The sequence below is a fragment of the Carboxydocella sp. ULO1 genome (assembly GCF_002049255.1).
GTDB lineage: Bacteria > Bacillota.
This window is the reverse complement of the sequence record NZ_BDLQ01000058.1, coordinates 61,447-87,846: the sequence shown is the minus strand read 5'-3', so window position 1 is coordinate 87,846 and position 26,400 is coordinate 61,447. Positions and strand designations below refer to the sequence as shown.

The following is a 26,400-nucleotide window of genomic DNA, read 5'->3' as shown; positions in this document are numbered from 1 at the left end:
ATTTTTTTGAGTTGAGGAGGAGCAGGGATGAGGAGATTGCGCTTTTTAACTGCCGGGGAATCCCACGGGCCGGCGTTAACAGTGATCATTGAAGGAATGCCGGCAGGGGTGCCTCTGACCAAAGCAGAGATTGATGAGCAGCTATGGCGCCGCCAGCAGGGTTATGGCCGCGGTGGGCGCATGGCCATAGAAAAGGATGAAGTGGAAATTTTGAGCGGAATCAGGCACGGTCTGACTCTGGGCAGTCCCATCAGTTTGTTAATTCGCAACCGGGACTGGGAAAACTGGCAGGAAATAATGTCTCCCCATCCCCGGACGGAAGGGACCGGGACAGAAAAAAAAGTGACCCGGGCCCGGCCTGGTCACGCGGATTTGAGTGGTGGCATAAAATACAAACACGGGGACCTGCGGAATATACTGGAACGGGCTTCGGCCCGGGAAACAGCTGCCCGGGTGGCAGCCGGTGCTGTGGCCAGGGCTTTGTTGAGGGCAGCCGGAATAGAATTAGTTGGGCAGGTGACAGCAATAGGTGGTGTAACCGCAGATACTTCCGACCTAACCTGGGAGGAGATTGCTTGCCGGATACCCCGGTCTCCTGTTTTTTGTGCCGATGAAAAGGCCAGCCGGAAGATGATGGCCGCTATTGATGAAGCCCGGGCAGCAGGAGATTCCCTGGGCGGGGTAGTGGAGGTAGCTGCCCTGGGAGTACCGGTGGGGCTGGGCAGCCATGTCCACTGGGACCGGCGGCTGGACGGGCGGCTGGCGCAGGCTGTAATGAGTATCCAGGCCATCAAAGGGGTGGAAATCGGGATGGGGTTTCTCGCCGCAGCCCGTCCTGGTTCGGAAGTGCATGATGAAATTTTCTGGGAAGAGGGACGGGGGTATTACCGGGAGACTAACCGGGCGGGAGGGATTGAAGGCGGTATCAGTAACGGTGAGCCCATTATTGTGCGGGCAGCAATGAAGCCCATTCCCACCCTCTATCGTCCTTTGCGCAGTGTGGATATCGAAACCAACCAGCCGTATCTGGCTTCGATTGAACGCAGTGATATCTGCGCTGTACCGGCAGCCCTGGTAGTGGTAGAAGCGATGGTGGCCCTGGTGCTGGCTGATGCAATTCTGGAGAGATATGGTGGAGATAACTGGCAGGATCTGAAAGTGGCTTTAGGTAGGTGAGGGTAGTGCTGGTATTTTTAACAGGTTTTATGGGTACCGGTAAAACCGCTGTTGCCCGACGGCTGGCGGCCATACTGGGATGGCCCTGGGTGGATACTGATCAGGAAATTGAAAAGGTAACAGGCCTCTCTATTGAGGATATTTTCCGCAAACACGGGGAAATTCGCTTTCGTTCGGAAGAAACCCTGGCTCTGAAGCGGATTGTGCGGGACTGGGCAGGACAGCCGGGAATAGTTTCCACCGGGGGCGGTATGGTTTTGAAGGCGGAAAATGTGGAACTGATGAGGGCCCACGGGGTAATCATTGGCTTAACAGCCACCCCGGAGGTGATTTTCCAGCGGGTAAAAATGCGGCAGTTGCGGAAACGGCCACTGCTCAGGACCAAAGGGGATGTGCGGGCCCGCATTGAGGAGCTGATGAGCCTGCGGGAACCGGTTTATCGGTCAGTAGCAGAAGTGATTATCGATACCTCCAGCAAAGAACCGGAGCAGATTGCCCGGGAGCTGGTCGAATGGATAAAAGGCAGGATGGCAGGTGAAAAGAGTGGAAAAAGTTAAAGTGGAACTGGGGCGGCGCAGCTATGAGATTCTGGTGGGACGTCAGCTGCTAGTTCAGATAGGAGAAAGCCTGGCCACCCTGGGTAAAGGGCGGCGGGCACTGGTAGTGACCAACCCCCTGGTCTGGGATTTATACGGGTCAGAAGTGGAAAAAGGCTTGCGGGAAGCCGGTTTTTCCTGGCGGGTAGCGATTTTGCCGGATGGGGAAGAGTATAAGACTTTGGAATCGGTCCAGACCTTGTATGATCAGGCACTGGTTGCCGGTTTGGATCGCCAGAGCTGGATAGTGGCCGTCGGTGGCGGTGTGGTGGGCGATATGGCTGGTTTTGCTGCTGCCACCTTTATGCGCGGTATCAATTTTGTGCAGGTTCCCACTACCTTGCTGGCTCAAGTGGATAGCAGTGTGGGGGGTAAAACCGGAGTCAACCACCCCAAAGGCAAAAACCTGATCGGGGCTTTTTATCAGCCCCGGCTGGTGGTCAGTGACATCGATAGCTTAAACTCCCTGCCAGAACGGGAATGGGCAGCCGGTCTGGCGGAAGTGGTAAAATATGGTATGATCTGGAATGAGTTTTTCTTTGAGTTTCTGGAGCAAAATAAAGAAGGAATCTGGCAGAGACAGGCTCAGCCGGTACAGGAAATGGTCAAGGCCTCCTGCAGCATCAAAGCCCAGGTGGTCAGCCAGGATGAGCAGGAACAGGGGCTAAGGGCTATCCTCAATTTTGGGCATACTTTTGGTCATGGCCTGGAGGCGCTGGGCCAGTATCGGGAATGGAAGCATGGTGAGGCAGTGGCTGTCGGCATGGTCATGGCCAGCCGGCTGGCTGTCCGGGCTGGCTGGCTGAAAGAGGCAGCACTGGAACGGCTGGAACGGCTGCTTACGGCCTTTAATTTACCAGTACGGGCCCCGGGGGTAGATCCGGAAGCTCTCTGGCAGGCCATGCTCTATGACAAAAAAGGCGAGGAAGGGCGTTTAACTTTTATCCTGCCGGATCGCATCGGAGGAGTGAAAATCGTCAAGGAGCTGGATCGCCAGCTGATTTTAGCTGCAATTGCGGAGGTGGTATGATGCTGAAACGCGCCGATTGGGTGGCGGTTTTGCAAAAGGCCCTGGCCCGGGGTGGCGATTTTGCCGATATCTTTTTTGAGGAAAAGGAAACCACCATTATTACCTGTGAGGATAATCGGATTGAACGGATTAATACCGGGATTGACTGTGGTGCCGGGATTCGAGTAATCAGTGGAGAAACTACCGCCTATGCCTATACCAATGACCTGTCCCAGTCCGGTCTGGAACAGGCGGCTCAGGTGGCGGCCAAAGGGGTGGTGGGGGCCCAGCCTGGTACATATGTGTTTGACCTGACTACACCTAGTGCCAGGGTTCCGGCGCCGGTAATCAAGGAACTGCCGGAACAGATTCCGGTAGAAAACAAAGTAGAGGCGGTGCTAGCCGCCAATACGGCAGCCCGTCAGGCCGATGAGCGGATTCGCCAGGTTTCTGTCACCTATGGGGATGTAAAACAAAAAGTAGTGATTGCCAGCAGTGAGGGCCAGCTGGTGGAAGATGAACGCCGGCGCCTCAGGTTTGTGGTCAATGCTATCGCAGCAGCAGATGGAGTCATCCAGACCGGTTATAATGCTGTAGGCGGCGTGGTTGGCTGGGAGTTTTTACAGGAGGAACAGCCAGCGGCTGTGGCTCAGGATGCGGCCAGGCGAGCCGTACTGATGCTGGGGGCTAAACCGGCTCCGGCAGGCCGAATGCCGGTGGTGATGGCCGGAGAAGCCGGGGGGACCATGGTCCATGAAGCCTGTGGCCATGGCCTGGAGGCTGACCTGGTACAAAAACAGCTATCGGTTTATCAGGGCAAACTGGGCCAGGAGGTGGCCAGTCCCCTGGTAACGGTGGCCGATGATGCTACCTTAGCAGGCAAGTATGGTTTTTACCGCTATGATGATGAAGGCACTCCGGCTCAGCCGGTAACCTTGATCGAAAACGGGGTACTGGTGGATTATCTCTATGACCGGCATACCGCCGGCAAGGAAGGGCGGGAGTCCAATGGCCATGGGCGGCGGGAGAGCTATCATTACAAGCCCATTCCCCGCATGGCCAATACCTATATCGCTCCTGGTAAGGAGGACCCGGAGGATATTATCCGGGATGTGAAATATGGCTTGCTGGTTAAAAAGATGGGTGGCGGACAGGTAAATACAACCAACGGGGATTTTGTTTTCGACGTAGCTGAGGGCTATCTGATTGAGGACGGGGAAATCAGGTATCCGGTCCGAGGGGCGACCCTCACCGGCAATGGGCCCCGGGCCCTGCAACAGGTACAGCGGGTGGGTAAAGACTGGGGCTTTGCCATCGGTACCTGCGGCAAAGACGGACAAGGGGTTCCGGTGAGTGATGCTCAGCCTACCATCTTGCTGGAAGAGTTGGTGGTCGGGGGAACAGCTACGGGCGAGAAAAAAATTCGCCGGCTGTAAATAGTTCCTCCCTCTTCCGACTCATACTAACAGCGGAAACTGTCAGAAGAGGGAGGTTTTTTATGCTTCTGGAACGGAATTTAAAGATTTTGCTGGTCTCCGCAGAAGTCGCTCCTTTTGCCAAGACAGGGGGGCTGGCGGATGTGGCGGGCTCCCTGCCCAAAGCCCTGGCGGTTATGGGTAATGATGTGCGGATCGTTTTACCCCGCTACCGGGAAGTGGGAAAACAGAGCACTGTCACCGATTTTCCTGTGGAATTTGGACCGCGGCGGGAGACAGCGATTGTCCGGCAAAACTATATCGAGGCTCATTTAGGGGAGATTCATCGACAAATTCCGGTTTACTTTATCGATAACTATCACTATTTTGACCGGGACGGCTTTTACTGTCATCATGATGATGGGGAAAGATTTGCTTTCTTCTGTAAGGCGGTGCTGGAAATGCTGCCCCAGCTGGATTTTCAGCCGGATATTATTCATTTAAATGACTGGCAAGCGGGGCCCATTGCCCTTTTGCTGGAGGAAAAATATCGCTCCCAGCCGTTTTATGAGAAAATCTCCACCATTTTTACCATCCACAATCTGCAGTACCAGGGCCACCATGATCCCTATCTGCTGGATTGGCTGGGAGTAGATCGGCAACGGGTATTCCATCCTGAGGGAGTGGAGTTTTACGGCAGTTTCAATTTCCTGAAGGCCGGTCTGGTTTATGCCGATAAAATCAATACCGTCAGCCGCACCTATGCCAGGGAAATTCAGACTCCGGAATACGGGGAAAGGCTAGATGGGTTATTGAGAAAGAGGGGGGCTGACCTGTCCGGAATCGTCAATGGCATTAACTTCCACGAGTTCGATCCCAGGACCGACCCGCGCATTTATCGCAACTATGATGCCGACTCACCGGAAATGAAGCGGGAAAACAAATACGCTTTGCAACAGGAACTGGGTCTGCCGGTGCAGGATGTGCCGGTAATGGGGCTGGTCAGTCGGCTGGTGGAGCAGAAGGGGCTGGATTTGCTGGTAGAAAGCGCAGACCAGTTGCTGGCACGGGATGTCCAGCTGGTAGTGCTGGGATTGGGAGAGGCGCGCTATGAACAGTTTTTCCGTCAGCTGAAACAGCGTTATCCGGAAAAGGTGGGAGTGTTTATCGGCTTTAATGGGGTGCTGGCCCAGCGTATCTATGCCGGAGCCGATATCTTTCTGATGCCTTCCCGGTTTGAACCCTGTGGTTTAGGCCAGCTGATTGCCCTGCGCTATGGCACCATCCCGGTGGTGCGGGCTACCGGTGGCCTGGCGGATACTGTCCAGGATTTTGATATCCGCACCCAGACCGGCAATGGTTTTGTTTTTGCTGAATATGACGCCCGGGCCTTTTTGCGGGCGGTAGAACGGGCCCTGGAGATTTATCAGCATCACCCTTATCTCTGGCGTAAACTGGTGCTGGGGGCGCTCCGGGAAGATAATTCCTGGAACAAAGCGGCCGCTGAATACATGGAATTATATGAAGCAGCCCTGGCCAGACGCCTGCATCTGGAAAGAATAGCTTAAAGGAAACGCCCCGCTTTAGGGGCTATTTTTTTGCAGCAAGTCAGGCAAGCTGCAGGCATAAAAAATATTTATGGGCATTACCGCTTGATTAAAAATCATTATACTTTACCTAACAGCTCTCCCAATCTGCTATAATTTGCAACAGAAAAAACTTCAGGGGAGAGATCAGATGATTAAAGCGTTAACTGTAAAGGAGGAGAGCCCAAATGGCCAATAAGGTAATGGTGATTACCAGTGAGGTTTTAGGTAATGGCCCGGAGGAACTGGGGAAATTGCTGATGAAGAATTTCTTTTATACTTTGACCAGTGCTGAGGCACTGCCTGGCGCCATTTTATTTCTGAACAGTGGAGTGAAATTGCTGGTAGAGGGTTCGGTGGCAGCGGAATCCCTGCAAGTGCTGGCGGAACGGGGCGTAGATCTGCTGGCCTGTGGCACCTGTCTGGATTATTATCAGCTCAAGGATAAACTGGTAGTGGGCCAGGTTTCCAATATGGCAACCATCCAGGAAAAAATGTTGCAGGCTGAAACGGTAATAAATTTTTAGCAAGAGCAGGAATTTGCCAGAAAAAGTAGAATTAGAGTATATAAACCGGGAGAAGCTGTCAGTAAAGGAGGAGAAGCATTGGACAAGGTGGAAACCTACCCCCTGAGTCAGTATCCTGCCCTGGTACCGGTATTAAAAGAGGTGCGGCAGGGGGCCCAGGGGCTGAAAGTGCCGGAGCTTGGTACTCCTTTTGATGGATGTGCCATTCGCCGCTGCCCGCAAACTATTGATAAAGGCATTTATCTGGTGGTTCTGGAGGAAGACGGACAGATGTTTTTTGTAGAAGATGATTTGCAGGCATTACCTCCCCTGGCATAAGGCCAGGGTTTTTTGCACATCCTTGATAAAAGTAATGGCACAAGCCATTAAATAAAGCAAAGGAGTGGTGAGCATGAGCGAGAAAAAAACTGTTGCCAACCTTTTAGCTGCTTTTGCCGGGGAAAGCCAGGCGCGCAACAAGTACACCTTTTTTGCCAGCATTGCCCGCAAGGAAGGCTGGCTGGAGATTGCCGAAATTTTTGAGGAGACTGCCAAAAACGAAAAAGAGCATGCCGAGGTTATTATTAAACTGCTGAAAAAACTGGGTGACAGCAAAATGAATCTGAAAGCGGCCATCGAAGGGGAAACCTATGAATGGCAGGATATGTATCCGGAATTTGAACGGGTGGCCCGGGAAGAAGGAGAAGAGGAAGCGGCCCGTTTCTTTGCGGAAGTGCAGAAAGTGGAAAAATTTCATGCCCAACGCTTCCAGCAGTTATTGAAACAGCTGGAAGAAGGCACTCTGCTGAAAAAACCGGAAACCATCCACTGGCAGTGCCGGGAATGCGGTTATATCTGGGAAGGCAACGAACCGCCAGCAGTTTGCCCGCTCTGTGGCCATGAGCGCAGCTATTACAAACCTATGCCCAGGGAATGCTAAGTTTTCGAGAGGAGGCAAGAGAGATGATGTGGAAATGCGGTGTTTGCGGATATATCTATGATGGAGAACAGGCTCCCGATAATTGCCCCAAGTGCGGTGCCCCGAAAGAGAAATTCAGTCAGGTTCCCCAGGAGACGGTGGATCTGATTTTAAAGGCCCGGCGGACCAATGACATACATATGGAACTGGCAGGTCTTCTGGACCATGTTCTGGCTCTGGCCGAGGAAGGGATTGAACTTAACCTTGATCCCCCCTGTGTGGGCATTTTCACCAGAGCCAAAACCTGTGCCTGGGAACTGAGACAGGCTATTAAAGCGGAAATAGTGGGGCATATCAGTAAAGGCAAATGGGGTTAAAAGATTGGCCGCAGCGAGCGGCCATTTTTTTTCGGGAACTATTAGGCTCAAAGACTGGAAGAATTATTGCCTGGCTTTCGTTTGTAAGGAATAGCGATTAAACTGGAACAGCAACAGCAAGGCAAGCAGGGCAGGTGCCAGTAGCCAGGTTAGAGCCGGGATAAGACCAGAGCTTTCGGCCTGGTGCCCGGTCAAAAAAAGGCCGAGACTGCCCAGGCCAAAGCCCAGGCCCTGCATCATGCCGGAAGCCATACCGGCAAAGTCTGGTAACAGCTCCTGGGCCATAACGATAGTCAGAGGGAAAGAGGCGGAAAGGGCAGCACCCAGCAGGCCCAGATTCAGCCATAATAGCCAGCCGTTGCTGACTAAAGTAAGGCCCAGGAAAACCACGGCCGCACTCATGCTGAACCAGAACACCCGCCGGGCCCCCCAGCGGTCAGCCCAGCGGCCGGCCATCAAGGTGCCGATGGTACCGGCAAAGAGAAACCAGGTGAGAGCGAGACCGGCGATTTCGCCCCGATAGCCTTTTTCTACCATCAGCTGAACGGCAAAACTGTTAAAAGCCATCTGAATCCAGGAGCGCAAACTGACAATCAGGTTTAACAAAATTAAAGGCATTAAAGGCAGCTGCCGCCACTGCTGGCGCAGAAGCGAAGCCGCACTGGTGGTAGACTGCGGGTTAATGCGCACACTGGCAACAGAGGAAATTGCCAGCAACAGGGAGGTAATCACGCCCGGGATGGCCAGCCAGGCCGTACTGACCAGACCATAATGCAAGGCTATGGGTACAGCGATAACAGGGGTAAAAGCGTAGCCCAGACTGCCAGCTGTTATGTAAGCGGATAGAACAGAGCCTTTATTGTATGCTGCTACCTGGGTGGTTACTACCGAACCCAGAGGGTGGTAGAGGGCGTTGGCCATACCGGCCAGAGAAACGGCCAGCAGCATAAAGGGTAATCCCGGCACCCAGGCTACTGCTGTCATGGCCAGGGAAATAATAGCACCTGTTACGGCCAGGTGCCAGCCTTTGCCCCGGCTGTCTGCCCACAGGCCCAGCAAAGGTTGCAGGGTGGCGGAAAACATGGAAAGGACCAGCATCAGGGTACTCTGCTGGCCCAGAGTTAATCCTCTCTCCTTTCCCAGTAGATAAAGGAGAGGGGGTACAAAATTCATATAAAAATCGATCCAGAAGTGGTTCAAAGCTAGAACGGCCAACTGGAAAGTACGTTGCTGCATAGATATTCACCTGCCAGAAAAACTCGATAGTATTCATTATAGACCCGTATTAATAGAAAAACAACCTTATTTTTTCTTTTCATTTTTTCTTTTCTTTCGACAGGAATTGCTCGGAAAATGTCGAATTGTGAACATTAGGATTTTTAAACGGGGGGAGCGGAATGACTATTAAGCGGCAGATTTGGTATAGTGTCATTGCCTTCTGGTTAATGGGAGTGGTACAAGCGGTAGCGGCCTTTACCGGTCTGGCAACTCCTGCTTTTGTGCTTGTTTTCGGATTGCTGATGATTATCGGGGCCTTTCTGGCAGGCTGGCTTTTGCTGGGCCGTATCCTGCCCCGGCTGGAAAGAGTGCAGAAAGTAGCAGCACGGGTACGGGTGGGCGATATGACGGTACAGGCGGACATAGACGGAAAGGACGAGATTGCGGATTTAGCCAGAGACATCAATGGGATTGGGACCCATTTGCAGGGTATTATCCATTCCCTGAAAGAGAACAGTTATGAAATAGGAGATCGGTCCAAATTGCTGGCCCAGGCAGCTCAGACTGCAGCGGCAGCCACCAGCCAGCTGGCAACAGCGGTTAATGAGGTAGCAGCTGGTACCAATGAGCAATCAGCCAAGTTGCAGGAAGTAACTGATTTGGCCCGGCAGCTGGCGGAAGCCATCGACCAGATCGCCAGAGGAGCGGAGGAACAGGCCAGCCATGTCAGTGAAACAGCCCGTCTGACGGAGATGATGGCAGGTCGGCTGGCCCAGCTGGAAATGGCTTTGCAGCAGTTACAGCTGGCTGCCCAGACCACCCTGAATTCCGGCCAAAGCGGGCGACAGGCAGTGGAAGAAACTATTGCTGGTATGCAGCGCATCCAGACTGAGGTAGAAAAAGTAGGGGTGGTGGTGGCCAGATTAGGGGAACATTCCACCCAGATCGGCAATATTATTCAGGTAATTGATGAAATCGCGGAGCAGACCAACTTGCTGGCTCTAAATGCAGCGATAGAAGCAGCCAGAGCCGGTGAGCATGGTAAAGGCTTTGCGGTAGTCGCCGATGAGGTACGAAAACTGGCAGAACGGTCAGGCCGGGCGACAAAGGAAATCGCCCAGCTGATCAACAATATCCAGTCCGGTATCGAAGAAGCCGTTCATGCCATGGGACGCAGTCAGAAAGAGGTAACCAGCGGAGTAGAACTGGCGGCTGGAGCCGGGCAGGCTTTAGCGGATATTCTGGCCAACCTGGAACAGACTGGGATTGTGATGCAGGAAATGGTCCAATCTCTGGCGGCAATGGCAGAAGCCAATGAGTCAGTGGTGAAAGCCGTCAGCAATGTGGCAGCTATAACCGAGGAAAATACGGCCTCTACTGAAGAAATGGCTGCCAATTCCGCTCAGGTTCTCAACGCCCTGGCCGAAGTGGCCATGGCAGTAGAGGCCCAGGCAGCAGCCAGTGAAGAAATGGCTGCAACCGCCCAGGAAATGAATCGTACGACCGGGGAAGTAGCGAAAATGGCTACCGACTTACAGACTATTTCCGAGAAATTACGGGAATGTCTGGGAGAGTTTCAGCTTTATCCCATTGAACGCCCCTGCTGGGAAATCAAAAACTGTCCCACTGAGCGCAAGGAAATGTGTCCAGCCTACCAAAACGAAGAGCTGCGCTGCTGGTTGATTAGTGGCACCTGGTGTGGAGGTGTCAAACAGGGAGATAAGGATGCCAAGCGCCATAACTGCATGAACTGCACTGCTTTCAAGGAAATGATGCGTTTGAAATAGGGAGCTGCGGCTCCCTTCAATTTTTTTGAGAGGCCAGGGTTTTTTGTGGTAAAATATTAAAGATGGAGGTGGAGGTTGATGGAAAAAACCAACAAGATAGTAATTGTCGGAGCAGGCAATGTAGGAGCCACCACCGCGTATGCTTTGCTAATCAGTGGCATTGCCTCTGAACTGGTTTTGTATGATATAAACAGGCAGAAAGCAGAAGGGGAAATTATGGACTTGGCCCATGGGGCTTCCTTTGTTCCTCCTGCCAGACTGAGGGCCGGGTACCTGGCTGATTGCCGGGAAGCGGATATTATCATTTTCACTGCCGGGGCAGCCCAGCAACCCGGGGAAACCCGGCTGGATCTGGTAGATAAAAACACCAGGATTGTGGAAAAGGCTCTGCTGCCCATTCTGGAGCAGGCACCGGAGGCGCTGGTTTTAATGGTAACCAACCCGGTAGATGTTCTCACATACCAGGCATGGAAGCTTTCTGGCCTCAGTCCTGAACGGGTGCTGGGTTCGGGTACGGTACTGGATAGTGCCCGTTTTCGGCACGTGCTGGGCCAGCATTGCGGAGTAGATGTCCGCAATGTTCATGGTTATATTCTGGGTGAACACGGGGATAGTGAGCTGGCTGCCTGGAGCTCAGTACATATTGGCGGTATCCGGCTGGATGATTACTGTCTGGCCTGTGGCCAGGGCTGTGGTCAGGAAAAGCGGGAAGAAATGTTCCGCCAGGTTCGGGATGCTGCTTATCAGATTATCCAGGCCAAAGGAGCAACCTATTATGCAGTTGGGCTGGCGGTCCGGCGTATCTGTGAGGCCATCCTGCGGGATGAACACTCTATTCTGACGGTATCCAGCCTCATGCAGGGGGAATATGGCTTGCGGGATGTTTGTCTCAGCGTTCCCTGTGTGATTGGCCGGCAGGGAAGAATCAAGGTGCTGGAGCTCAATCTGACTGCGGAGGAAAAGGAGAAACTGCAGCATTCTGCGGCCGTTATTGCCAGTTATCTGCCCGCGACAGACCGGAAGTAAGGAGGTTTCAGGGAACATGGGAGAGGAACCGAGATTTTATCGGGAGATTCCGGCTCCAAAAGGGCGGGATCTGATTGACTATATTAAAAATCTGGGGCAATCAGCATCTCAGCCGGCTACGGAGAAAGCCAGACCGGTTACACCGCCGGCTAACCAGGATACTGGGGTGAGTCCGGGTGCGGGGCGACGCAGTCCGGCTCAGGGATTGTCGGTATCCAAGTTTGAGGAATTGTTTAGCTACCGGCGTCCCGTGTTGCTGGAAGAACTGGAGCGAAAAAAACAAAAGGAAGCGGAAAAAAGGCAAGGGGAAATACTGGCGGCACAGGCAACGGCCATGGAAATGGCCCCGGTTGTGGCGGAGACTATCACAGAATCTTTTCAGGAAGACATGTCCCCTACCCGGCTCTTGACTGACGATGAGTTACTGGCTCTGACCAGTGCCTGGGAAGAACTGGAGGGATGGGATGCTGAAACAGCAGCTGGGGAAGAGTCTGAAGAAACAGTAGTGCAGACTGAATCAGAAGAGAAACCGCTTCAGCCGCTAGAGATCAGCAAGGAGGCGGGAGCCAGCTGGCAGGAACCGCAGTCAGTACTGCCTCCTCTGGAGTTTCTTACCTTGCCACCGACAGAACAGACTGCCAACGATGATGATGAGGAAATCCTTCAAAACGCTGCCTTGCTGGAGCAGACTCTGTCTCATTTTGGCATCAAGGCTCAGGTTACCGATTTCAGCCGTGGACCGACCATTACCCGCTATGAATTGCAACCGGCACCGGGGGTTAAGGTCAGCCGGATTGTTGGTCTGGCCGACGATCTGGCCCTCAGTCTGGCGGCAGCCGATATTCGGATTGAAGCTCCCATCCCTGGCAAATCGGCGGTGGGCATTGAAGTACCTAATCGCCAGGCCCGGCCCGTCTATTTTCGCCAGGTGCTGGAGGATCCCCAGGTAAGCAAGCATCCTTCGCCGCTGGCGGTGGCCCTGGGCCAGGATATTGCCGGGGAAACGGTGGTAGCTGACCTGGCCCGCATGCCTCACCTGCTGATTGCTGGTTCTACTGGTTCGGGAAAATCGGTTTGTATGAACACCCTGATTGCCTCCGTCCTCTTCAGAGCCCAGCCCTGGCAGGTCAAGTTCCTGATGATTGACCCCAAGATGGTGGAGCTATCAGTTTACAATGGCATCCCTCACTTGCTGGCTCCGGTGGTAACTGATCCCAAACAGGCTACTGCTGCGCTAAAATGGGTAGTAACTGAAATGGAAAACCGCTATAGCCTGTTTGCTGCCAGTGGTGTGCGCAATCTGGAAAGCTATAATCAACTGCTGGTATCCCGCCAGGAACAGCCTTTGCCCCTGATTGTGGTGCTGATTGATGAGCTGGCAGACCTGATGCTGGTGGCCTCCAAGGAAGTGGAAGAATACATTTGCCGGCTGGCCCAGATGGCCAGGGCGGCAGGGATACATCTAGTCATCGCTACCCAGCGGCCATCGGTAGATGTAATTACCGGTATTATCAAAGCCAATATCCCTAGCCGTATAGCCTTTGCCGTATCTTCCCAGGTAGATTCCCGCACCATTTTAGATATGGCTGGAGCAGAAAAACTGCTGGGCCGGGGAGATATGCTCTTCTTCCCCCTGGGACAACCCAAACCGCGCCGGGTACAGGGCGCCTTTGTCAGTGACCGGGAGATTGAAAGACTGGTTAACTTCTGGCGCCAGCAAGGCGTGCCTGATTATCTGGTGGGTTTTGGTAGCGAAGACAACAATAATGAAGGCAAAAACCTGGAGGAAGAGGATGAATTGCTGCCGGAAGCTATCCGTCTGGTTATTCAATATGGTCAGGCTTCTGCTTCCCTTTTGCAACGCCGCTTCCGCATCGGGTATACGCGGGCTGCACGGCTCATCGATATCATGGAGCAAATGGGAGTAGTGGGCAGTTATGGAGGCAGTAAACCCCGAGAAGTTTTGATGACAATGGAGGAATTTGAACAGTGGCTCGGGAACGCTTAGACAGGATTCTGGCCCATCTGGGTCTGGGCAGCAGAAAAGAAGTCAAAGGCTTAATTAAGGCTGGCAAGATTACGGTAGACGGGCGGCTAGCCAATGACCCAGGTGAACCCATCGACCCGGAGAGCTGTTGTCTGGCCGTAGATGGCCAGTGCCTTACTTATCGGCGGCATTTTCATTATTTGCTGAACAAGCCGTCTGGTGTGATTACGGCCACTACCGACCGGCGAGAAAGGACGGTGCTGGATCTATTGCCGGCTGAGTGGCGGCGACCGAATCTTTTCCCGGTGGGAAGATTAGATAAAGATACTGAAGGGCTCCTTCTCCTGACTACTGATGGTCAGCTGGCGCATCGCCTGCTAGCTCCCAAACATCATGTGGATAAAACCTATCTGGTGCGGGTGGATGGTCCGCTGGGGGAAAGGGAGCAAAAGGCTATTGAGCAGGGGGTAGAGCTGGAAGATGGCTACCTGACCCAACCTGGCCGGCTGGAGATTCTACGGGCAGAAACTCCGGGAGAAGGGCTGATTACCATCCATGAGGGAAAATATCATCAAATTAAGCGCATGTTCGCAGCTCTGGGACTAAAGGTAATCTATTTAAAGCGAATGAGTATGGGCCCTTTGCAGCTGGATCCGGCACTGGCTCCAGGGGAGGCCCGGCCGCTGACAGCAGCTGAGGAGGCGAGTTTGTATGCTTTCATCCAAACTTGAAGTGAAGGGGCTGACCATTCCGCCCCTTTTTTATAATCTTTCTTTTCAACTTAATGCCGGGGAATGGAAGCTGATAAGTGGTCCTTCTGGTACGGGAAAAAGTACCTTGTTACATTATCTTATCAACTACTGGCAGCCACCAGCAGGAACGATCTGGTTTAATGGCAGGGACATAACTACTATTGATCCGATAAGTTTGAGGCATCAGATGGTTCTGGTGCCGCAGCGGTTTTTTTTATTTCGAGGTACTGTGGCGGAGAATTTGCAAAAACCCCTGCTCTGGCGGGGAAAAAGTTTTAGCTGGTCGACTGCCCGGGACTTGCTGGCTGAATTGGGCTTACCGGAAATTGCGGCGGAGCAACGGGCTGAACTGTTATCGGGTGGGCAACAGCAGAGACTGGCGTTGGCCCGTGCCCTTTTGCTGGAACCAGAAGTGTTGCTCCTGGACGAACCTACTTCAGCCCAGGATGAGGACAATAGTCTCAGAGTGGAAAAAATAATTCGCCGCTATTGTGCCCGGGGAGGAGCCTGCCTCTGGATAAGTCACGATCCCAGGCAACTGGAGCGAATGGGGAATGTTCTCCACTTGAAGCAAGGGGGGGTTTTTCATGAATAACCTGGCCCTGGTATTGGCTTCCAGTCTGGTAATACTGGCTTTGTTCTTATCCAGAGCTTTTCGCCTGGGGCTGGAAAAGGAAATGCTGGCGGGTGTGGGACGAGCAGTAATCCAGCTTCTGGTCATCGGAATGTTACTTAACTGGGTTTTTGCCCGAAACCGCTGGTATTTTACTCTTGCCATGATCGGAATCATGGTTATTGTCGCTGGAGGAAATGCGGCTCGAAGAGGAGAGGGGATACCGCGGGTAAAACGGATAACCATACTGTCCATTGCTACCGGGGTGGCCGTACCGTTGCTGGTATTAGTGCTTACAGGAGCTATTAAAGCTACTCCTAAAGAAATGATTCCTGTGGCCGGAATGCTGGCCGGCAATGCTATGGTAGCCAGCGGATTGGTTTTGAAAAACATGAAAGAGAGCATGGGGCAACAAAGGGAAGAGATAATGAACGCCCTCTATCTGGGTGCTACCATTGCCCAGAGTGTAGCAGAGATTCGCCCCCGGATCATCAAGACGGGGATGCTCCCTACCATTGATGGTTTGCGCACTCTGGGCCTGGTACAGCTGCCAGGCATGATGACCGGGCTGATTCTGGGCGGAGTCTCTCCTCTGGTAGCAGTAAAGTATCAGATTATGGTGGCCTTTATGCTTTTAGGGGCCGTAAGTATTACCAGTATAATGGTGATTTTGCTGGCTTTACCTTCTTTTTTTACTGCGAATGCCAGTTTAAATGAAAATTTACTGAAGGAATTCGGTTCGTAAACGTCGAAATAGTTATCACCGGAAAGTGAAGGTGATAACCGTGAATTTTCAGCAGACTTTACAGCAACTGATAGAGGGCACCAGTAAAGCTGATTTTGCTGCAGCAGAAAAATTGCTGGAACTGACTGCTATTTTAGGGGAGTTTAAATGCCGTTCCTGGCAGATTCATCAGGCCCTGGACCAGTTTGCTGAAGACCCGGATTTGGCCCGGGAATTCAGTCGTCGCCTGATTCTGGCGGGAAGTATACCCAAGACCCGCTGGTGGGCCAAGCGCATAAAACATCTGCGGCGGCAGGGAGATCAGCTGGTGGCCCAGGTTGTGGCGGAAGAAGCGGCCAGCTGGTTGGGACATCCTGAATGGCCGGTTAGGCAGGGAGCAGTAGAGCTTCTGGCGGTAGGCTGCTCTATCCGTGGAGAATGGTTACAGCAGGCTTTGCGGGATTTTCGTGTCTATGTTCGGGGCATGGTTTACCGAATAATTTGTTTTGCTCTGGCCAACCCGGATGTTCAGAAAGTGGAAGGGCTGAGCCGTACTCAGCTTATCGAAATGGTGGAACAGGGGCTGGCGGACCCATCTCCCTATGTGCGGGAAAAGGCTGCCTATTGTCTCAGTTACCTGCCGGAAGTGGATAGTATTGAGCTATTGCAGCCTTTATTATATCAGACTGAGCAGCCATCCCGGGTACGTCTGGCTATTCTCAATGCCCTGATGGAAAATCTGGGGGAAGAGGAACAACGGCATTTGCTCTGGTCTTTGCGGCGGGACCAGCGGCTGGTAATGCGGCTGGCTATCCGGGAAATGGATTGTCAGTTAAGTCGACTGGACCTGGAAGAAGATGAACCCCTGCTGGCCTGGGGACAGTATTATTCTCCCTGGGATTCAGGGAACAAAGAGGCACTGGATCGCTGGTTAGCTATGCTGTTACAATCTGAACCGGCAGGACAGAAAGAAATCATAGGCCTGCTCAAAAGAGCCTGGCAGTTCCACTGGTTAACTGACTGGTTGGATTTTTTGAAGGAAGCCAGTGATAAACAGCTGCAAATACCGGTAGACCTCTGGGAGCTGGTTGGGGAGGAAGCTGTACCGGCATTGCTGGAAATCCTGCGTAAGGAAAAGGATGTGCAGCTGCGCCAGATAGCCATGGCTATCCTGGGACGACTGGGCTGTTATGACGAGCTGGAAAGACATTTGCTGGAGACCAGGAATCCCCCTGACTGGGAGGGGGTACTGGAACAGCTGGCCCGGGAAGGAAATCCCATCAGGTTGAACAACATCAGACCACTCTTAACCAGTTTTGCGCCCAGGGTGATTCTGGCTGCAACCCGTTATTTGCTGGCGATAGACGGTCAACAGCTGAGCCAGTGGCTTAAGGCAGAGCTGTTGCAGCAATTGCTGCAAAATGTAGCAGAAGGTAAAATTTACGGAAAAAACTGGGGAGACCTGGCCCGCTTACTGGCGGCTCTTGCCTGTAAATGGCAGGTGGATTTGCGGCTATTGTTACCCGGTAGTGAGCAGGATAACATTTTATTACAACAGTTCATCCTGGAGGTTTATACCCACCGCAGCTAGGGTGGGTATAACTTTTTCCTGTAATTATGGACAAGAGTTAACTAATATGTTATGGTAAAGCTATTGAAGAGGGTGATAGATTGTTACTACATCTCAGTATGAGTTTAGCGGCGGGTTTAACTATTACTCTGGGTGCGATCCTGGCTTATCAGATTAGCAAGCCGGACCAGAAATTGATGGCAGCTTTTCTGGGTTTTGCCGCCGGGGTAATGGCAGCATTGATTGGTACAGATCTGTTGCCAGAAGCTATGGAAACAGCAGGCTGGCCGCGGACTATCATCGGTGTTTGCCTTGGCTTTCTTTTCCTGGCCGGTATGGACAGGATTGCCCACCATACCCATGGTTTTGATCCGGAGGTGGAAAAGGAGATAGCCAGCAGCAAAGAACCGGATTGTGGCTGCTGTATCCACCTGGATCATACCAATCTTAACCCGGTCCATTTATGGAAACTGGGGTTCCTGGTGGCTTTAGGAACGGCCTTGCATAACCTGGTTGAGGGATTGACAGTGGGGGTTGGCTTCACGGTTGGGGAACACCTGGGAGAGGCTATTTTGCTGGCTGTAGTCCTGCATAATATTCCTATCGGCATGGCTATTGCCGTGCCCTGGCGTCTGGCCCGGCAGAGCCTGGTGAAAACGATAGCCATGACTTCATTGGTTGGGCTTTTTACCCCCCTGGGAACCTTATTGGGCCTGCTGGCTGATAGCCTGATTGCTCGTTTCGATGGGTTTATTATGGCAGTAGTGGCCGGGACCATGATCTATATCGCCTCCCTGGAGTTGATTCCCAAGTCCTACCGCAATCATCCCTGGTATGGGGCCATTGGGCTGGTAGTAGGGATGTTCACAATTTTTATTGTGCATCAACATTAGGAGAGATGGATATGGGGCAAAATATCCTTTTGTTAATTTTACTGGCTTTAGGGATACTGGGCCGGAATAATACGGTTGCTCTGGCAGCCTGTTTATTACTGGCCTTGCGTTTACTTAAATTGGACAAGCTGTTTCCCCTCATAGAAAAACACGGGCTGGAACTAGGGGTAATAGTTCTGACTATCGGGGTACTGGCTCCCCTGGCCAGTGGGGCGATTTCTCTAGAAACCATCTGGCAAACAGTGCGCAGTTCTTCCGGTTTGCTGGGGATTGCAGTTGGGGTACTGGTTGCCTATCTTGGGGGGCGTGGAGTCCATTTATTATCCGACCTGCCTCAGGCGGCAACAGGGATTATCATCGGTACAGTCATGGGTGTGGCCCTGTTACGGGGGGTACCGGTAGGACCATTGATTGGAGCTGGGATTTTAGCATTATTGCTTCAACATAAGTAGGGGAGGTTGTCATGGTGATTGAATACTTTTATCTACAAGCGGGAGAAAAAGAGATGATAGGGAATGTGGTGATTGACGAGAGGTTTCCCTTGCCTGTGGTGCAGGAAGACCTTGCTTATATGTTCAATAACGATAAGGGTATTCCCTGGGCTTACTTCATTAAAGGAATGGTATATGTGCTGGCTGAGGAAATCGACCCGGAAAACCACCAGAAATACTGGGAGTTTCTTCAGAATTATGACCCCAACCTGGCGGAAAAACTGGTGGCAGAAGGAGCAAAAGCTGCTGAAAAAGGTGCAAAAGACTGGGCGTTACGCTACTGGCAGGTAGCTGCTCGTCTAGATGGCAATCAGCCGGAGTTGCTCTATAATTATGGCATGTATTTTCTTGAAGAAGCGGCCAGGGCTAATGAAAACAGCAAAAGGGAAGAAATGCTGGAAAAAGCGGAAGAATATTTGGAAAAAGCGATTTGTATTAAAGGGGACTGGGCTCTGCCCTGGTACCGTCTAGGGTTTGTTTATCGTCATCTAGGCGACTGGGCTGAGGCTAAAGAAGCCTGGCAAAAAGCCCGGGAGCTGGGAGTGCCGGCAGAAGTAGAGGCGGAGATTGAGCAATTAATCAATGATATCGATAGAATAGAACTGGTAGAATCCCAGTTTAAAAGCGGGCGAGCTTCACTGGCTCAGGGCAAACTGAAGCAGGCAGCTTTGCTGCTTCAACCCCTGGTAAAAAAATATCCCGACTGGTGGGAAGCAAAATACTACCTGGGGCTGACGTATCGTTATCTAGAGGAATATGATAAAGCGATTGCTGTTTTAAGCGAAACAGTAAAACAGGCTCCCTGGTTTATTTCCGCTTACAATGAGCTGGCTATGTGTCTTTTTGTCCAGGGAGAACTGGAAAAAGCAGCAGATTATCTCTGGTTGGCTATTGCTAAACAACCTAAGGATGCTGGTTTATGGACAAACCTGGGCCTGGTGTATCAGAAGCGGGGTCAGTTGGAGGATGCTGCTAAATGTTTCTATAAGGCACTGGAATTTAATCCTAAAGATGCCTTTGCTTTAAATTATCTTGCCGAATTGCCGGAAGAGTATCGCCGACCCTGCTAGGAGGGGAATTATGGCTATACTGCGATTTCGCATTGTCTACCAGGATCGGGTAGGGATTTTGTCTGATATAGCCAGGGAGCTTTCCCTGCAACAAGTTAACATCATTACTCTTGAACTTTCCCCCAATGTTATGTTTATGGAAGCGGAACTGCCGACGGGCCTGGATTTCAGCCGGATTAACCTGCTATTGCATAAGGTGGAAGGAGTCAAGGACGTCGAACTGATTGAGCGCATGCCCCACCAGGAACGGGAATGGCACTTACAGGCCTTGCTGGATTCCATCAGTGATGGTATTCTGGCTATCGATCAGGAGGGCAAAATCGTAACCATTAATCCGGTAGCGGAAACTATTTTCCGCATTAAGCGGCAGGAAGCTCTGGGCCGACCGGTAGCGGAAATTTTAAGCCCGGATATTCCCATGCTCAAATGCTTGCAGGATGGGCAGCCCTATTCCCATAAAGAAATGATTCTCAATACCAGGCGGGGGAGATTGCACTTCCTGACTACCGGACGTCCGATTAAAGATGAAAAGGGCCGGGTTATCGGGGTGGTAGCCAGTATCAAGGATATGAGTGAGGTCAGACAGCTGGTTTACTCGGTAACCCAGCCGCCAATGACCACTTTTGCAGATATTCTCAAGACCAGTCCCTCCTTGCGCCCCCTAATCGATTTGGCGCAGACCGTAGCCAGAGGCAATTCCACTATCTTAATCAGGGGGGAGAGCGGTACGGGGAAGGAACTGCTGGCCCGGGCCATCCACATGGCTAGCCGGCGGCGGGGCAAGCCCTTTGTCCCTATTAACTGCGCTGCCCTGCCTGACTCCCTGCTGGAGGCGGAATTGTTTGGCTATGGCGAAGGAGCTTTTACCGGGGCCAAAAAAGGCGGTAAACAGGGGCTATTCGAATTTGCACACCAGGGTACCCTTTTTCTTGATGAAATCGGAGAACTATCTCCCCATCTGCAGGCCAAGCTTTTGCGAGTATTGCAGGAAGGGAGAGTGAGAAGAATTGGGGAGCAAGAGGAAATTCCGGTAGATGTCCGCATCATCTGTGCTACCCATCGCAACCTGGAGGAAATGATTGGAAATGGGCGTTTTCGGGAAGACCTTTACTACCGTTTAAATGTTGTCCCTCTATATTTGCCCCCCTTGCGCGAGAGAAAAGAAGATATCCCCGGTCTGGTGAAAAGTTTTATTGAAAAGTTTAACCAGCGCCTGGACAAAAATGTCCAGGTCATTGAACCTCAGGCTCTGAAGCGGCTGGAGAGTTATGACTGGCCAGGCAATATCCGCGAGCTGGAAAATGTAATTGAAAGGGCTATGAATCTGGCAGCGGGTCCGCGTCTGCAGGAACAGCATATACTCCTGGAAAGAAATCAGGAAGTGCGCTCAACCCTTCCCAGAAACAATTTTGGGGAAATGCGCACTTTGGCTGAAATTGTTGCTGAAGTGGAGAAAGAAGTTATACGTCAGGCCCTCAGTCGGTATAAAAGTGGGCGCCAGGCGGCTAAAGCGCTAGGGCTATCTCACACTGCCTTGCAAAATAAAATCAAGAAATATCAGCTGGCCGATGGCAACTAATCTTGCCATCGGCAATTTTCGTTGCCATAATTGGAAACTAATATTGCCAAAATAAAAGAATGGGAACCGGGAACCTTATTAATAAGCTATTCGACAAATCGGCACAATTTTTGCAATAGTAGATGGTGCAGAAATTCAAGGGAGGTATGTTTTTTATGATTATTGGTGTACCCAAAGAGATTAAAAATAATGAAAACCGGGTTGCTATTACTCCGGCAGGTGTCCAGGCAATGGTAGCTGCCGGGCATAAGGTAGTAATTGAAAACAATGCCGGTGCAGGCAGCGGTATTAGCAACGAAGAATACATTGCTGCTGGGGCGGAAATTCTGGCCACTCCTCAGGAAGTATTTGCTGCTGCCGATATGATTATGAAGGTAAAAGAGCCCCTGCCGCAGGAATATGACCTTTTCAAAGAAGGCCAGGTCTTGTTCACCTATCTGCATCTGGCTCCCGAACCGGAACTGACCCGGGCCCTGCTGGCCAGGAAGGTAGTGGGCATTGCTTACGAAACCGTTGAGCTGGACAACCACACCCTGCCCCTCCTGACTCCCATGTCTGAAGTGGCCGGCCGGATGGCAGTGCAAATCGGTGCCCGTTTCCTTGAAAAACCCCAGGGTGGCAAGGGTATCCTGCTGGGCGGTGTGCCCGGGGTACCTGCTGCTGATGTAGTGATTATCGGTGGCGGTGTGGTAGGTACCAATGCTGCCAAGATGGCTATGGGTATGGGTGCTCAGGTAACCATTATTGACAAGAGCGCTGACCGTCTCCGTTACCTGGATGATATTTTCGGTGGCCGCATTAAAACCCTGATGTCTAACTCCTACAACATCGAACGGGCTGTGCGTTTTGCTGACCTGCTCATCGGGGCGGTTCTGATTCCGGGAGCAAGGGCGCCCAAACTGGTTACCGAAGAAATGGTCAAGCAAATGAAACCCGGTTCCGTAATCGTCGACGTAGCCATTGACCAGGGTGGTTCAGTAGAAACTATTGACCGGGTAACCACTCACAGTGATCCGGTTTACGAAAAACACGGTGTGGTTCACTATGCTGTAGCTAACATGCCTGGTGCTGTGGCCCGAACTTCTACTTTTGCCCTGACCAATGTTACCTTGCCGTATGCTCTGGAACTGGCCAACAAAGGCTGGGAAAAAGCTGTACGGGAAAGCAAGCCTCTGGCCCGTGGAGTTAATACTGTCGATGGTAAGCTGACCTATCAGGCAGTAGCTGAGGCTCTGGATCTGCCCTATACTCCTTTGACCGAAGTCTTACCTGGCGTACAACTCTAATAAAAAATAACAGCCCCCATCCCTGCGGATGGGGGCTTTAGGATTCGCATTAAAAAGGTTCGAACCTCCAACTTCGAACCTCGAACTTCGTATATGGGGTGACCGATGGGAGTCGAACCCACGCATGCAGGGGCCACAACCCTGTGCCTTAACCACTTGGCGACGGTCACCATAAATAAATGGCGCGCCCGGCAGGACTCGAACCTGCGACACTCTGCTTAGAAGGCAGATGCTCTATCCAGCTGAGCTACGGGCGCAGTCTATATGCAAATAAAATAAATGGCAGGGGAGACAGGACTCGAACCCGCAACCTACGGTTTTGGAGACCGCCGCTCTACCAATTGAGCTACTCCCCTACATAAATGGCGCGCCCGGCAGGATTCGAACCTGCGACCACCAGATTCGTAGTCTGTTACTCTATCCAGCTGAGCTACGGGCGCATGTTGTATGGAGCGGAAGACGGGATTCGAACCCGCGACCCTCGCCTTGGCAAGGCGATGCTCTACCACTGAGCCACTTCCGCATTTTTCGGCTTTTTATAAGCTTCGTCTGGCTGCGTTGCCGCCTGCCTCGTGGTCCTCGACGTACCTCCAGTACGCCTCCGGTGCCTCGCTTCAGCTTCCTTGTACTGCTCGTTTCTAATCAAGCTCAATGAGCAAGCTGACGATTTCGAACCTCGCACCTCGAACTTTGAACTTCGAATAGTGGTGAGCCATGCTGGACTCGAACCAGCGACACCCTGATTAAAAGTCAGGTGCTCTACCTACTGAGCTAATGGCTCACATTGGAAATGGCTGGGGTGGCTGGATTCGAACCAACGCATGGCGGAGTCAAAGTCCGCTGCCTTACCGCTTGGCTACACCCCAGCGGAGATGGCGGAGCAGACGGGATTCGAACCCGCGACCTCCTGCGTGACAGGCAGGCATCCTAGACCAGGCTAGACCACTGCTCCGCGTATGGTGGGCGATGACAGGATCGAACTGCCGACCCCCTGCTTGTAAGGCAGGTGCTCTCCCAGCTGAGCTAATCGCCCATGATGGTGACCCCTACGGGATTCGAACCCGTGTTACCGCCGTGAAAGGGCGGTGTCTTAGACCACTTGACCAAGGGGCCGTTACCGAACTCGTCAGCGACATTTGATAGTTTATCGCATTCCGGCCCACTCTGCAATGGCAAGTAGATTCGATTTTAATAGTTTATTCCCGACATTCTTATATTTTCTCCGAAATACAATGGAATATTCCTCGGCACAAAAAATTTTGCAGAAACTTTTATTGACAAATCCGATGGGAAAACTTAAAATTAAGAAGACGACCTTATCAAGAGTGGTGGAGGGACTGGCCCGATGAAACCCGGCAACCGGCTGGTAAACCAGCGTCCTGGTGCCAATTCCTGTAGATAAGGCGGTTTTGTGCAAACAAGACCTGCCTTGGGCAGGTTTTTTTCTTATCCAAAAGGATAAAGTAAATGGAGGAGGTAGAAGGAAATGCAGCTGGAAACTATTCTGGCTCAGCTAGGGGTTCGCAAGGATCAGGGGACAGGCAGTATTACCATGCCTATCTATCAAACGGCCACTTTTGCTCATCCTGCCCCAGGGCAATCTACCGGTTTTGACTATTCCCGCTCCGGCAACCCTACCCGGCAGGTACTGGAAGAAGCTATTGCCGCTTTAGAGGGCGGGTGTAGAGGTTTTGCCTTTAGTTCCGGCATGGCGGCTTTGACAGCAGTCTTTCAAATATTTAAGCCAGGAGATAGAATCCTGGTTTGTGATGATTTATATGGCGGTACCTATCGTCTGTTTGAACAAATCCTGCGTCCTCTCGGACTGGCCTTTACCTATCTGGATTTCAGTAATACCAGCGAGGCGGACTGGGAAAACTATGCAGGTCAGGATGTAAAGGCGGTATTTATTGAAACCCCTACTAATCCGTTGATGAAAATCTATCCTTTATCCCGCCTGGCCCAATTCTGTCAGCGGCATCAATTATTATTGCTAGTAGATAATACTTTTATGACTCCCCTGCGCCAGCGACCCCTATTGCTGGGGGCGGATATCGTTATTCATAGTGCCAGCAAATATCTGGGTGGGCACAATGATTTGATTGCAGGCCTGGTCGCAGTCAAGGACCCTGAGCTGGCGGAACGGGTGTATTTTTATCAGAATGCCTGCGGAGCTATACTGGGACCACAGGATAGCTGGTTGTTGCTGCGCGGCCTGAAGACTCTGGCGGTGCGGCTGGAACGGCAGGAGCAAAATGCAGCCGGAATAGCTTCTTATTTAAATAAACACCCGAGGGTAAGAAAAGTCTGGTATCCTGGCCTGGCAGAGCATCCGGGAAGAGAGTGGCATTTTGCTCAGGCCAGCGGGCCAGGAGCTATGGTGTCTTTTGAAGTGGAATCAAAGGAGCTGGCATTAGAGGTCTTAAGCAAAATCAGACTTATTTCGTTTGCGGAAAGCTTAGGCGGAGTAGAATCGCTGTTGACTTATCCTGAAACCCAGACCCATGCGGATATCCCGGAAACGGAGAGAAGGAATAGGGGTATTACTGATTGTTTGTTGCGCTTATCAGTTGGCCTGGAGCATCTGGAAGATTTGCTGGCAGATCTGGAACAAGCTCTAGGCGGGGAGGTATAGAAAATGGAACGCGATTTAAAGGAAAAAAGTCTTTACGTTCATGCGGGTCCGCGGGGTGATAAATATACAGGTGCCGTAAATGTCCCTGTTTATCTCACCAGTACCTTTGACCAGGAGGAATTGCCTGCTCGCAAACCCTATGAATACAGCCGGGGCCAGAACCCTACCCGGGAAGCTCTGGAACAGGCTATTGCCAGACTGGAAGGGGGTAAATACGGTTTTGCTTTCAGCTCCGGGATGGCGGCTATCTCTACAGCTCTCTGTTTATTCGCGACCGGGGAGCATGTACTGGTGACGGAAGATTGTTATGGTGGTACTTACAGGATTTTGACCAAATTCTTTGCCCGCTATGGGGTGGAATTTGATTTTGTGGATACTACCGATCTGGAACAGGTAAAAAAGGCGATAAAACCCAATACCAGAGGGATTTTTGTGGAATCGCCCAGCAATCCCCTGATGCGGATTACCGACCTGGCGGCTTTGAGCCAGCTGGCCCGGGAAAAGGGGCTGATTACCCTGATTGATAATACCTTTGCTACCCCTTATTTGCAAAAACCCCTGGCGTTAGGCATTGATGTGGTGATCCACAGTGCGACCAAATACATCGGGGGACATAGTGACCTGCTGGCGGGTCTGATTGTGGTCAATGATGAACAGCTGGCCCGGCAAATCAAGCTGGTTCAGATGGCCTTTGGGGCAGTTCTCAGTCCTTTTGACTCCTATCTGACCTTGCGGGGGCTAAAAACCCTGGCTATTCGCATGGAACAGCAGCAAAGCAACGCCCGGGAACTGGCCCTCTGGCTGCGGGATAGAAAAAAGGTGAAAAGGGTGTATTATCCCGGCTTCAGCGACCATCCCGGTGCGGAAATTCACCAGCGCCAGGCCCGGGGACCAGGAGCAGTGATCACCATTGACCTGGGCAGTGAAGAAGAAGCCATTGCCTTTATTAATTCTACCAGCATTCCGGTCATCGGGCCTAGTTTGGGCGGAGTAGAAACCATTATCACCCATCCTTTTTCCATGTCCCATGCCGGTATTCCGGCGGAAATCAAGAACCGGCTGGGAATTACGCCGGGACTGGTGCGAATTTCGGTAGGGATAGAAGAAGTTGAGGATTTGAAACAGGATTTTTCAGCTCTGGACCGATAATTGCAATTATTTTTAGTCACGTGTCTGCCAGAAAAA

The 26,400-nt window shown here is 51.9% G+C and carries 24 protein-coding genes, 10 tRNA genes and 1 riboswitch; of the genes, 23 read left to right on the top strand and 11 right to left on the bottom strand.

Annotated features, from left to right (window positions below; translation table 11 throughout):
• Nucleotides 1-27 precede the first annotated feature (27 nt).
• From aroC to ULO1_RS08595, 9 genes are all read left to right on the top strand, one after another.
• Entirely contained in the window at nt 28-1,176 is a 1,149-nt protein-coding gene (aroC, locus tag ULO1_RS08635; protein WP_078666029.1) for a chorismate synthase, read from the top strand.
• A gap of 5 nt (nt 1,177-1,181) precedes the next feature.
• A complete protein-coding gene (locus ULO1_RS08630; protein ID WP_143311965.1) occupies nt 1,182-1,733 on the top strand; it encodes a shikimate kinase in 552 nt (183 codons plus the stop codon).
• Entirely contained in the window at nt 1,711-2,802 is a 1,092-nt protein-coding gene (gene aroB / locus ULO1_RS08625; protein ID WP_242946630.1) for a 3-dehydroquinate synthase, read from the top strand. Before ULO1_RS08630 ends, aroB begins: the two co-directional genes overlap by 23 nt.
• Complete coding sequence (locus tag ULO1_RS08620) at nt 2,802-4,217, top strand: TldD/PmbA family protein (RefSeq protein ID WP_079933394.1); 1,416 nt, start codon at nt 2,802-2,804, stop codon at nt 4,215-4,217. The genes aroB and ULO1_RS08620 overlap by 1 nt, the downstream gene beginning before the upstream one ends.
• A gap of 62 nt (nt 4,218-4,279) precedes the next feature.
• Entirely contained in the window at nt 4,280-5,764 is a 1,485-nt protein-coding gene (glgA, locus tag ULO1_RS08615) for a glycogen synthase GlgA (RefSeq protein WP_079906944.1), read from the top strand.
• A 206-nt stretch (nt 5,765-5,970) separates the two neighbouring features.
• On the top strand, nt 5,971-6,309 hold the full coding sequence (yedF, locus tag ULO1_RS08610) for a sulfurtransferase-like selenium metabolism protein YedF (RefSeq protein WP_078666025.1): 339 nt from the start codon (nt 5,971-5,973) through the stop codon (nt 6,307-6,309).
• 78 nt (nt 6,310-6,387) lie between these two features.
• Entirely contained in the window at nt 6,388-6,627 is a 240-nt protein-coding gene (locus ULO1_RS08605) for a hypothetical protein (RefSeq protein ID WP_079906946.1), read from the top strand.
• Nucleotides 6,628-6,700: 73 nt separating this feature from the next.
• Nucleotides 6,701-7,228, top strand: a complete 528-nt coding sequence (gene rbr / locus ULO1_RS08600) for a rubrerythrin (protein ID WP_079906948.1) — start codon at nt 6,701-6,703, stop codon at nt 7,226-7,228.
• Nucleotides 7,229-7,251: 23 nt separating this feature from the next.
• On the top strand, nt 7,252-7,584 hold the full coding sequence (locus tag ULO1_RS08595; RefSeq protein WP_078666664.1) for a rubredoxin-like domain-containing protein: 333 nt from the start codon (nt 7,252-7,254) through the stop codon (nt 7,582-7,584).
• A 63-nt stretch (nt 7,585-7,647) separates the two neighbouring features.
• On the opposite strand, the gene ULO1_RS08590 is transcribed toward ULO1_RS08595, so the two are convergent.
• Complete coding sequence (locus ULO1_RS08590; RefSeq protein ID WP_079933393.1) at nt 7,648-8,820, bottom strand: MFS transporter; 1,173 nt, start codon at nt 8,818-8,820, stop codon at nt 7,648-7,650.
• Between the two features lie 161 nt (nt 8,821-8,981).
• Between ULO1_RS08590 and ULO1_RS08585 the strand changes: the two genes are divergently transcribed.
• The 12 genes from ULO1_RS08585 to ald all read left to right on the top strand — a co-directional run bounded on the left by ULO1_RS08585 (nt 8,982) and on the right by ald (nt 22,580).
• Nucleotides 8,982-10,589, top strand: a complete 1,608-nt coding sequence (locus tag ULO1_RS08585; RefSeq protein ID WP_079933392.1) for a methyl-accepting chemotaxis protein — start codon at nt 8,982-8,984, stop codon at nt 10,587-10,589.
• A 78-nt stretch (nt 10,590-10,667) separates the two neighbouring features.
• A complete protein-coding gene (locus ULO1_RS08580) occupies nt 10,668-11,615 on the top strand; it encodes an L-lactate dehydrogenase (RefSeq protein WP_079906955.1) in 948 nt (315 codons plus the stop codon).
• A 16-nt stretch (nt 11,616-11,631) separates the two neighbouring features.
• A complete protein-coding gene (locus ULO1_RS08575; RefSeq protein WP_079933391.1) occupies nt 11,632-13,623 on the top strand; it encodes a DNA translocase FtsK in 1,992 nt (663 codons plus the stop codon).
• On the top strand, nt 13,605-14,333 hold the full coding sequence (locus ULO1_RS08570) for a pseudouridine synthase (protein WP_078666609.1): 729 nt from the start codon (nt 13,605-13,607) through the stop codon (nt 14,331-14,333). The genes ULO1_RS08575 and ULO1_RS08570 overlap by 19 nt, the downstream gene beginning before the upstream one ends.
• Nucleotides 14,314-14,949, top strand: coding sequence for an ATP-binding cassette domain-containing protein (locus ULO1_RS08565; RefSeq protein ID WP_078666610.1), 636 nt, complete (start codon nt 14,314-14,316; stop codon nt 14,947-14,949). The genes ULO1_RS08570 and ULO1_RS08565 overlap by 20 nt, the downstream gene beginning before the upstream one ends.
• Entirely contained in the window at nt 14,942-15,712 is a 771-nt protein-coding gene (locus tag ULO1_RS08560) for an ABC transporter permease (RefSeq protein WP_079933390.1), read from the top strand. The genes ULO1_RS08565 and ULO1_RS08560 overlap by 8 nt, the downstream gene beginning before the upstream one ends.
• A 40-nt stretch (nt 15,713-15,752) precedes the next feature.
• Nucleotides 15,753-17,282 carry a HEAT repeat domain-containing protein gene (locus tag ULO1_RS08555; RefSeq protein ID WP_079933389.1) on the top strand — a complete coding sequence of 510 codons (1,530 nt, stop codon included), beginning with the start codon at nt 15,753-15,755 and terminating at the stop codon, nt 17,280-17,282.
• A gap of 80 nt (nt 17,283-17,362) precedes the next feature.
• On the top strand, nt 17,363-18,154 hold the full coding sequence (locus tag ULO1_RS08550; RefSeq protein WP_143325435.1) for a ZIP family metal transporter: 792 nt from the start codon (nt 17,363-17,365) through the stop codon (nt 18,152-18,154).
• 11 nt (nt 18,155-18,165) lie between these two features.
• Nucleotides 18,166-18,606, top strand: coding sequence for a DUF441 domain-containing protein (locus ULO1_RS08545; RefSeq protein WP_242947921.1), 441 nt, complete (start codon nt 18,166-18,168; stop codon nt 18,604-18,606).
• A gap of 14 nt (nt 18,607-18,620) precedes the next feature.
• On the top strand, nt 18,621-19,715 hold the full coding sequence (locus ULO1_RS08540; RefSeq protein ID WP_159446866.1) for a tetratricopeptide repeat protein: 1,095 nt from the start codon (nt 18,621-18,623) through the stop codon (nt 19,713-19,715).
• 10 nt (nt 19,716-19,725) lie between these two features.
• A complete protein-coding gene (locus ULO1_RS08535; RefSeq protein ID WP_079933385.1) occupies nt 19,726-21,294 on the top strand; it encodes a sigma-54-dependent Fis family transcriptional regulator in 1,569 nt (522 codons plus the stop codon).
• Between the two features lie 155 nt (nt 21,295-21,449).
• Entirely contained in the window at nt 21,450-22,580 is a 1,131-nt protein-coding gene (gene ald / locus ULO1_RS08530; RefSeq protein ID WP_078666617.1) for an alanine dehydrogenase, read from the top strand.
• Nucleotides 22,581-22,674: 94 nt separating this feature from the next.
• Here ald and ULO1_RS08525 read toward each other — a convergent pair.
• The 10 genes from ULO1_RS08525 to ULO1_RS08480 all read right to left on the bottom strand — a co-directional run bounded on the left by ULO1_RS08525 (nt 22,675) and on the right by ULO1_RS08480 (nt 23,693).
• A tRNA-His gene (locus tag ULO1_RS08525) sits at nt 22,675-22,750 on the bottom strand.
• 10 nt (nt 22,751-22,760) lie between these two features.
• Nucleotides 22,761-22,837 (bottom strand) — tRNA-Arg (locus ULO1_RS08520).
• Between the two features lie 23 nt (nt 22,838-22,860).
• Nucleotides 22,861-22,936: transfer RNA gene (locus ULO1_RS08515), tRNA-Trp, on the bottom strand.
• A 7-nt stretch (nt 22,937-22,943) separates the two neighbouring features.
• Nucleotides 22,944-23,020, bottom strand: a tRNA-Arg gene (locus tag ULO1_RS08510).
• 8 nt (nt 23,021-23,028) lie between these two features.
• Nucleotides 23,029-23,103: transfer RNA gene (locus ULO1_RS08505), tRNA-Gly, on the bottom strand.
• 182 nt (nt 23,104-23,285) lie between these two features.
• Nucleotides 23,286-23,361, bottom strand: a tRNA-Lys gene (locus tag ULO1_RS08500).
• 10 nt (nt 23,362-23,371) lie between these two features.
• Nucleotides 23,372-23,446 (bottom strand) — tRNA-Gln (locus tag ULO1_RS08495).
• A gap of 7 nt (nt 23,447-23,453) precedes the next feature.
• A tRNA-Asp gene (locus tag ULO1_RS08490) sits at nt 23,454-23,532 on the bottom strand.
• Nucleotides 23,533-23,537: 5 nt separating this feature from the next.
• Nucleotides 23,538-23,613, bottom strand: a tRNA-Val gene (locus tag ULO1_RS08485).
• A gap of 4 nt (nt 23,614-23,617) precedes the next feature.
• Nucleotides 23,618-23,693, bottom strand: a tRNA-Glu gene (locus ULO1_RS08480).
• Nucleotides 23,694-23,893: 200 nt separating this feature from the next.
• A riboswitch (SAM riboswitch) is annotated at nt 23,894-23,985 on the top strand.
• Between the two features lie 81 nt (nt 23,986-24,066).
• Here ULO1_RS08480 and ULO1_RS08475 point away from each other — a divergent pair.
• Nucleotides 24,067-25,215 carry a PLP-dependent aspartate aminotransferase family protein gene (locus ULO1_RS08475; RefSeq protein WP_079906969.1) on the top strand — a complete coding sequence of 383 codons (1,149 nt, stop codon included), beginning with the start codon at nt 24,067-24,069 and terminating at the stop codon, nt 25,213-25,215.
• A 3-nt stretch (nt 25,216-25,218) separates the two neighbouring features.
• Nucleotides 25,219-26,364 (top strand): PLP-dependent aspartate aminotransferase family protein, encoded by a 1,146-nt coding sequence (locus ULO1_RS08470; RefSeq protein WP_079933384.1) that lies wholly within the window; start codon nt 25,219-25,221, stop codon nt 26,362-26,364.
• The last annotated feature ends 36 nt before the right edge of the window (nt 26,365-26,400 follow it).

Excerpts from the sequence above, each read along its gene's own strand:
- ULO1_RS08580 (WP_079906955.1), top strand. The coding sequence starts at position 10,668 with ATGGAAAAAACCAACAAGATAGTAATTGTCGGAGCAGGCAATGTAGGA.
- aroC (WP_078666029.1), top strand. The coding sequence starts at position 28 with ATGAGGAGATTGCGCTTTTTAACTGCCGGGGAATCCCACGGGCCGGCG.
- ULO1_RS08585 (WP_079933392.1), top strand. The coding sequence starts at position 8,982 with ATGACTATTAAGCGGCAGATTTGGTATAGTGTCATTGCCTTCTGGTTA.
- glgA (WP_079906944.1), top strand. The coding sequence starts at position 4,280 with ATGCTTCTGGAACGGAATTTAAAGATTTTGCTGGTCTCCGCAGAAGTC.
- ULO1_RS08595 (WP_078666664.1), top strand. The coding sequence starts at position 7,252 with ATGATGTGGAAATGCGGTGTTTGCGGATATATCTATGATGGAGAACAG.
- ULO1_RS08545 (WP_242947921.1), top strand. The coding sequence starts at position 18,166 with ATGGGGCAAAATATCCTTTTGTTAATTTTACTGGCTTTAGGGATACTG.
- ULO1_RS08535 (WP_079933385.1), top strand. The coding sequence starts at position 19,726 with ATGGCTATACTGCGATTTCGCATTGTCTACCAGGATCGGGTAGGGATT.
- ULO1_RS08565 (WP_078666610.1), top strand. The coding sequence starts at position 14,314 with ATGCTTTCATCCAAACTTGAAGTGAAGGGGCTGACCATTCCGCCCCTT.
- ULO1_RS08620 (WP_079933394.1), top strand. The coding sequence starts at position 2,802 with ATGCTGAAACGCGCCGATTGGGTGGCGGTTTTGCAAAAGGCCCTGGCC.
- ULO1_RS08590 (WP_079933393.1), bottom strand. The coding sequence starts at position 8,820 with ATGCAGCAACGTACTTTCCAGTTGGCCGTTCTAGCTTTGAACCACTTC.
- yedF (WP_078666025.1), top strand. The coding sequence starts at position 5,971 with ATGGCCAATAAGGTAATGGTGATTACCAGTGAGGTTTTAGGTAATGGC.
- rbr (WP_079906948.1), top strand. The coding sequence starts at position 6,701 with ATGAGCGAGAAAAAAACTGTTGCCAACCTTTTAGCTGCTTTTGCCGGG.
- ULO1_RS08560 (WP_079933390.1), top strand. The coding sequence starts at position 14,942 with ATGAATAACCTGGCCCTGGTATTGGCTTCCAGTCTGGTAATACTGGCT.
- ULO1_RS08470 (WP_079933384.1), top strand. The coding sequence starts at position 25,219 with ATGGAACGCGATTTAAAGGAAAAAAGTCTTTACGTTCATGCGGGTCCG.
- ULO1_RS08475 (WP_079906969.1), top strand. The coding sequence starts at position 24,067 with ATGCAGCTGGAAACTATTCTGGCTCAGCTAGGGGTTCGCAAGGATCAG.
- ald (WP_078666617.1), top strand. The coding sequence starts at position 21,450 with ATGATTATTGGTGTACCCAAAGAGATTAAAAATAATGAAAACCGGGTT.
- ULO1_RS08575 (WP_079933391.1), top strand. The coding sequence starts at position 11,632 with ATGGGAGAGGAACCGAGATTTTATCGGGAGATTCCGGCTCCAAAAGGG.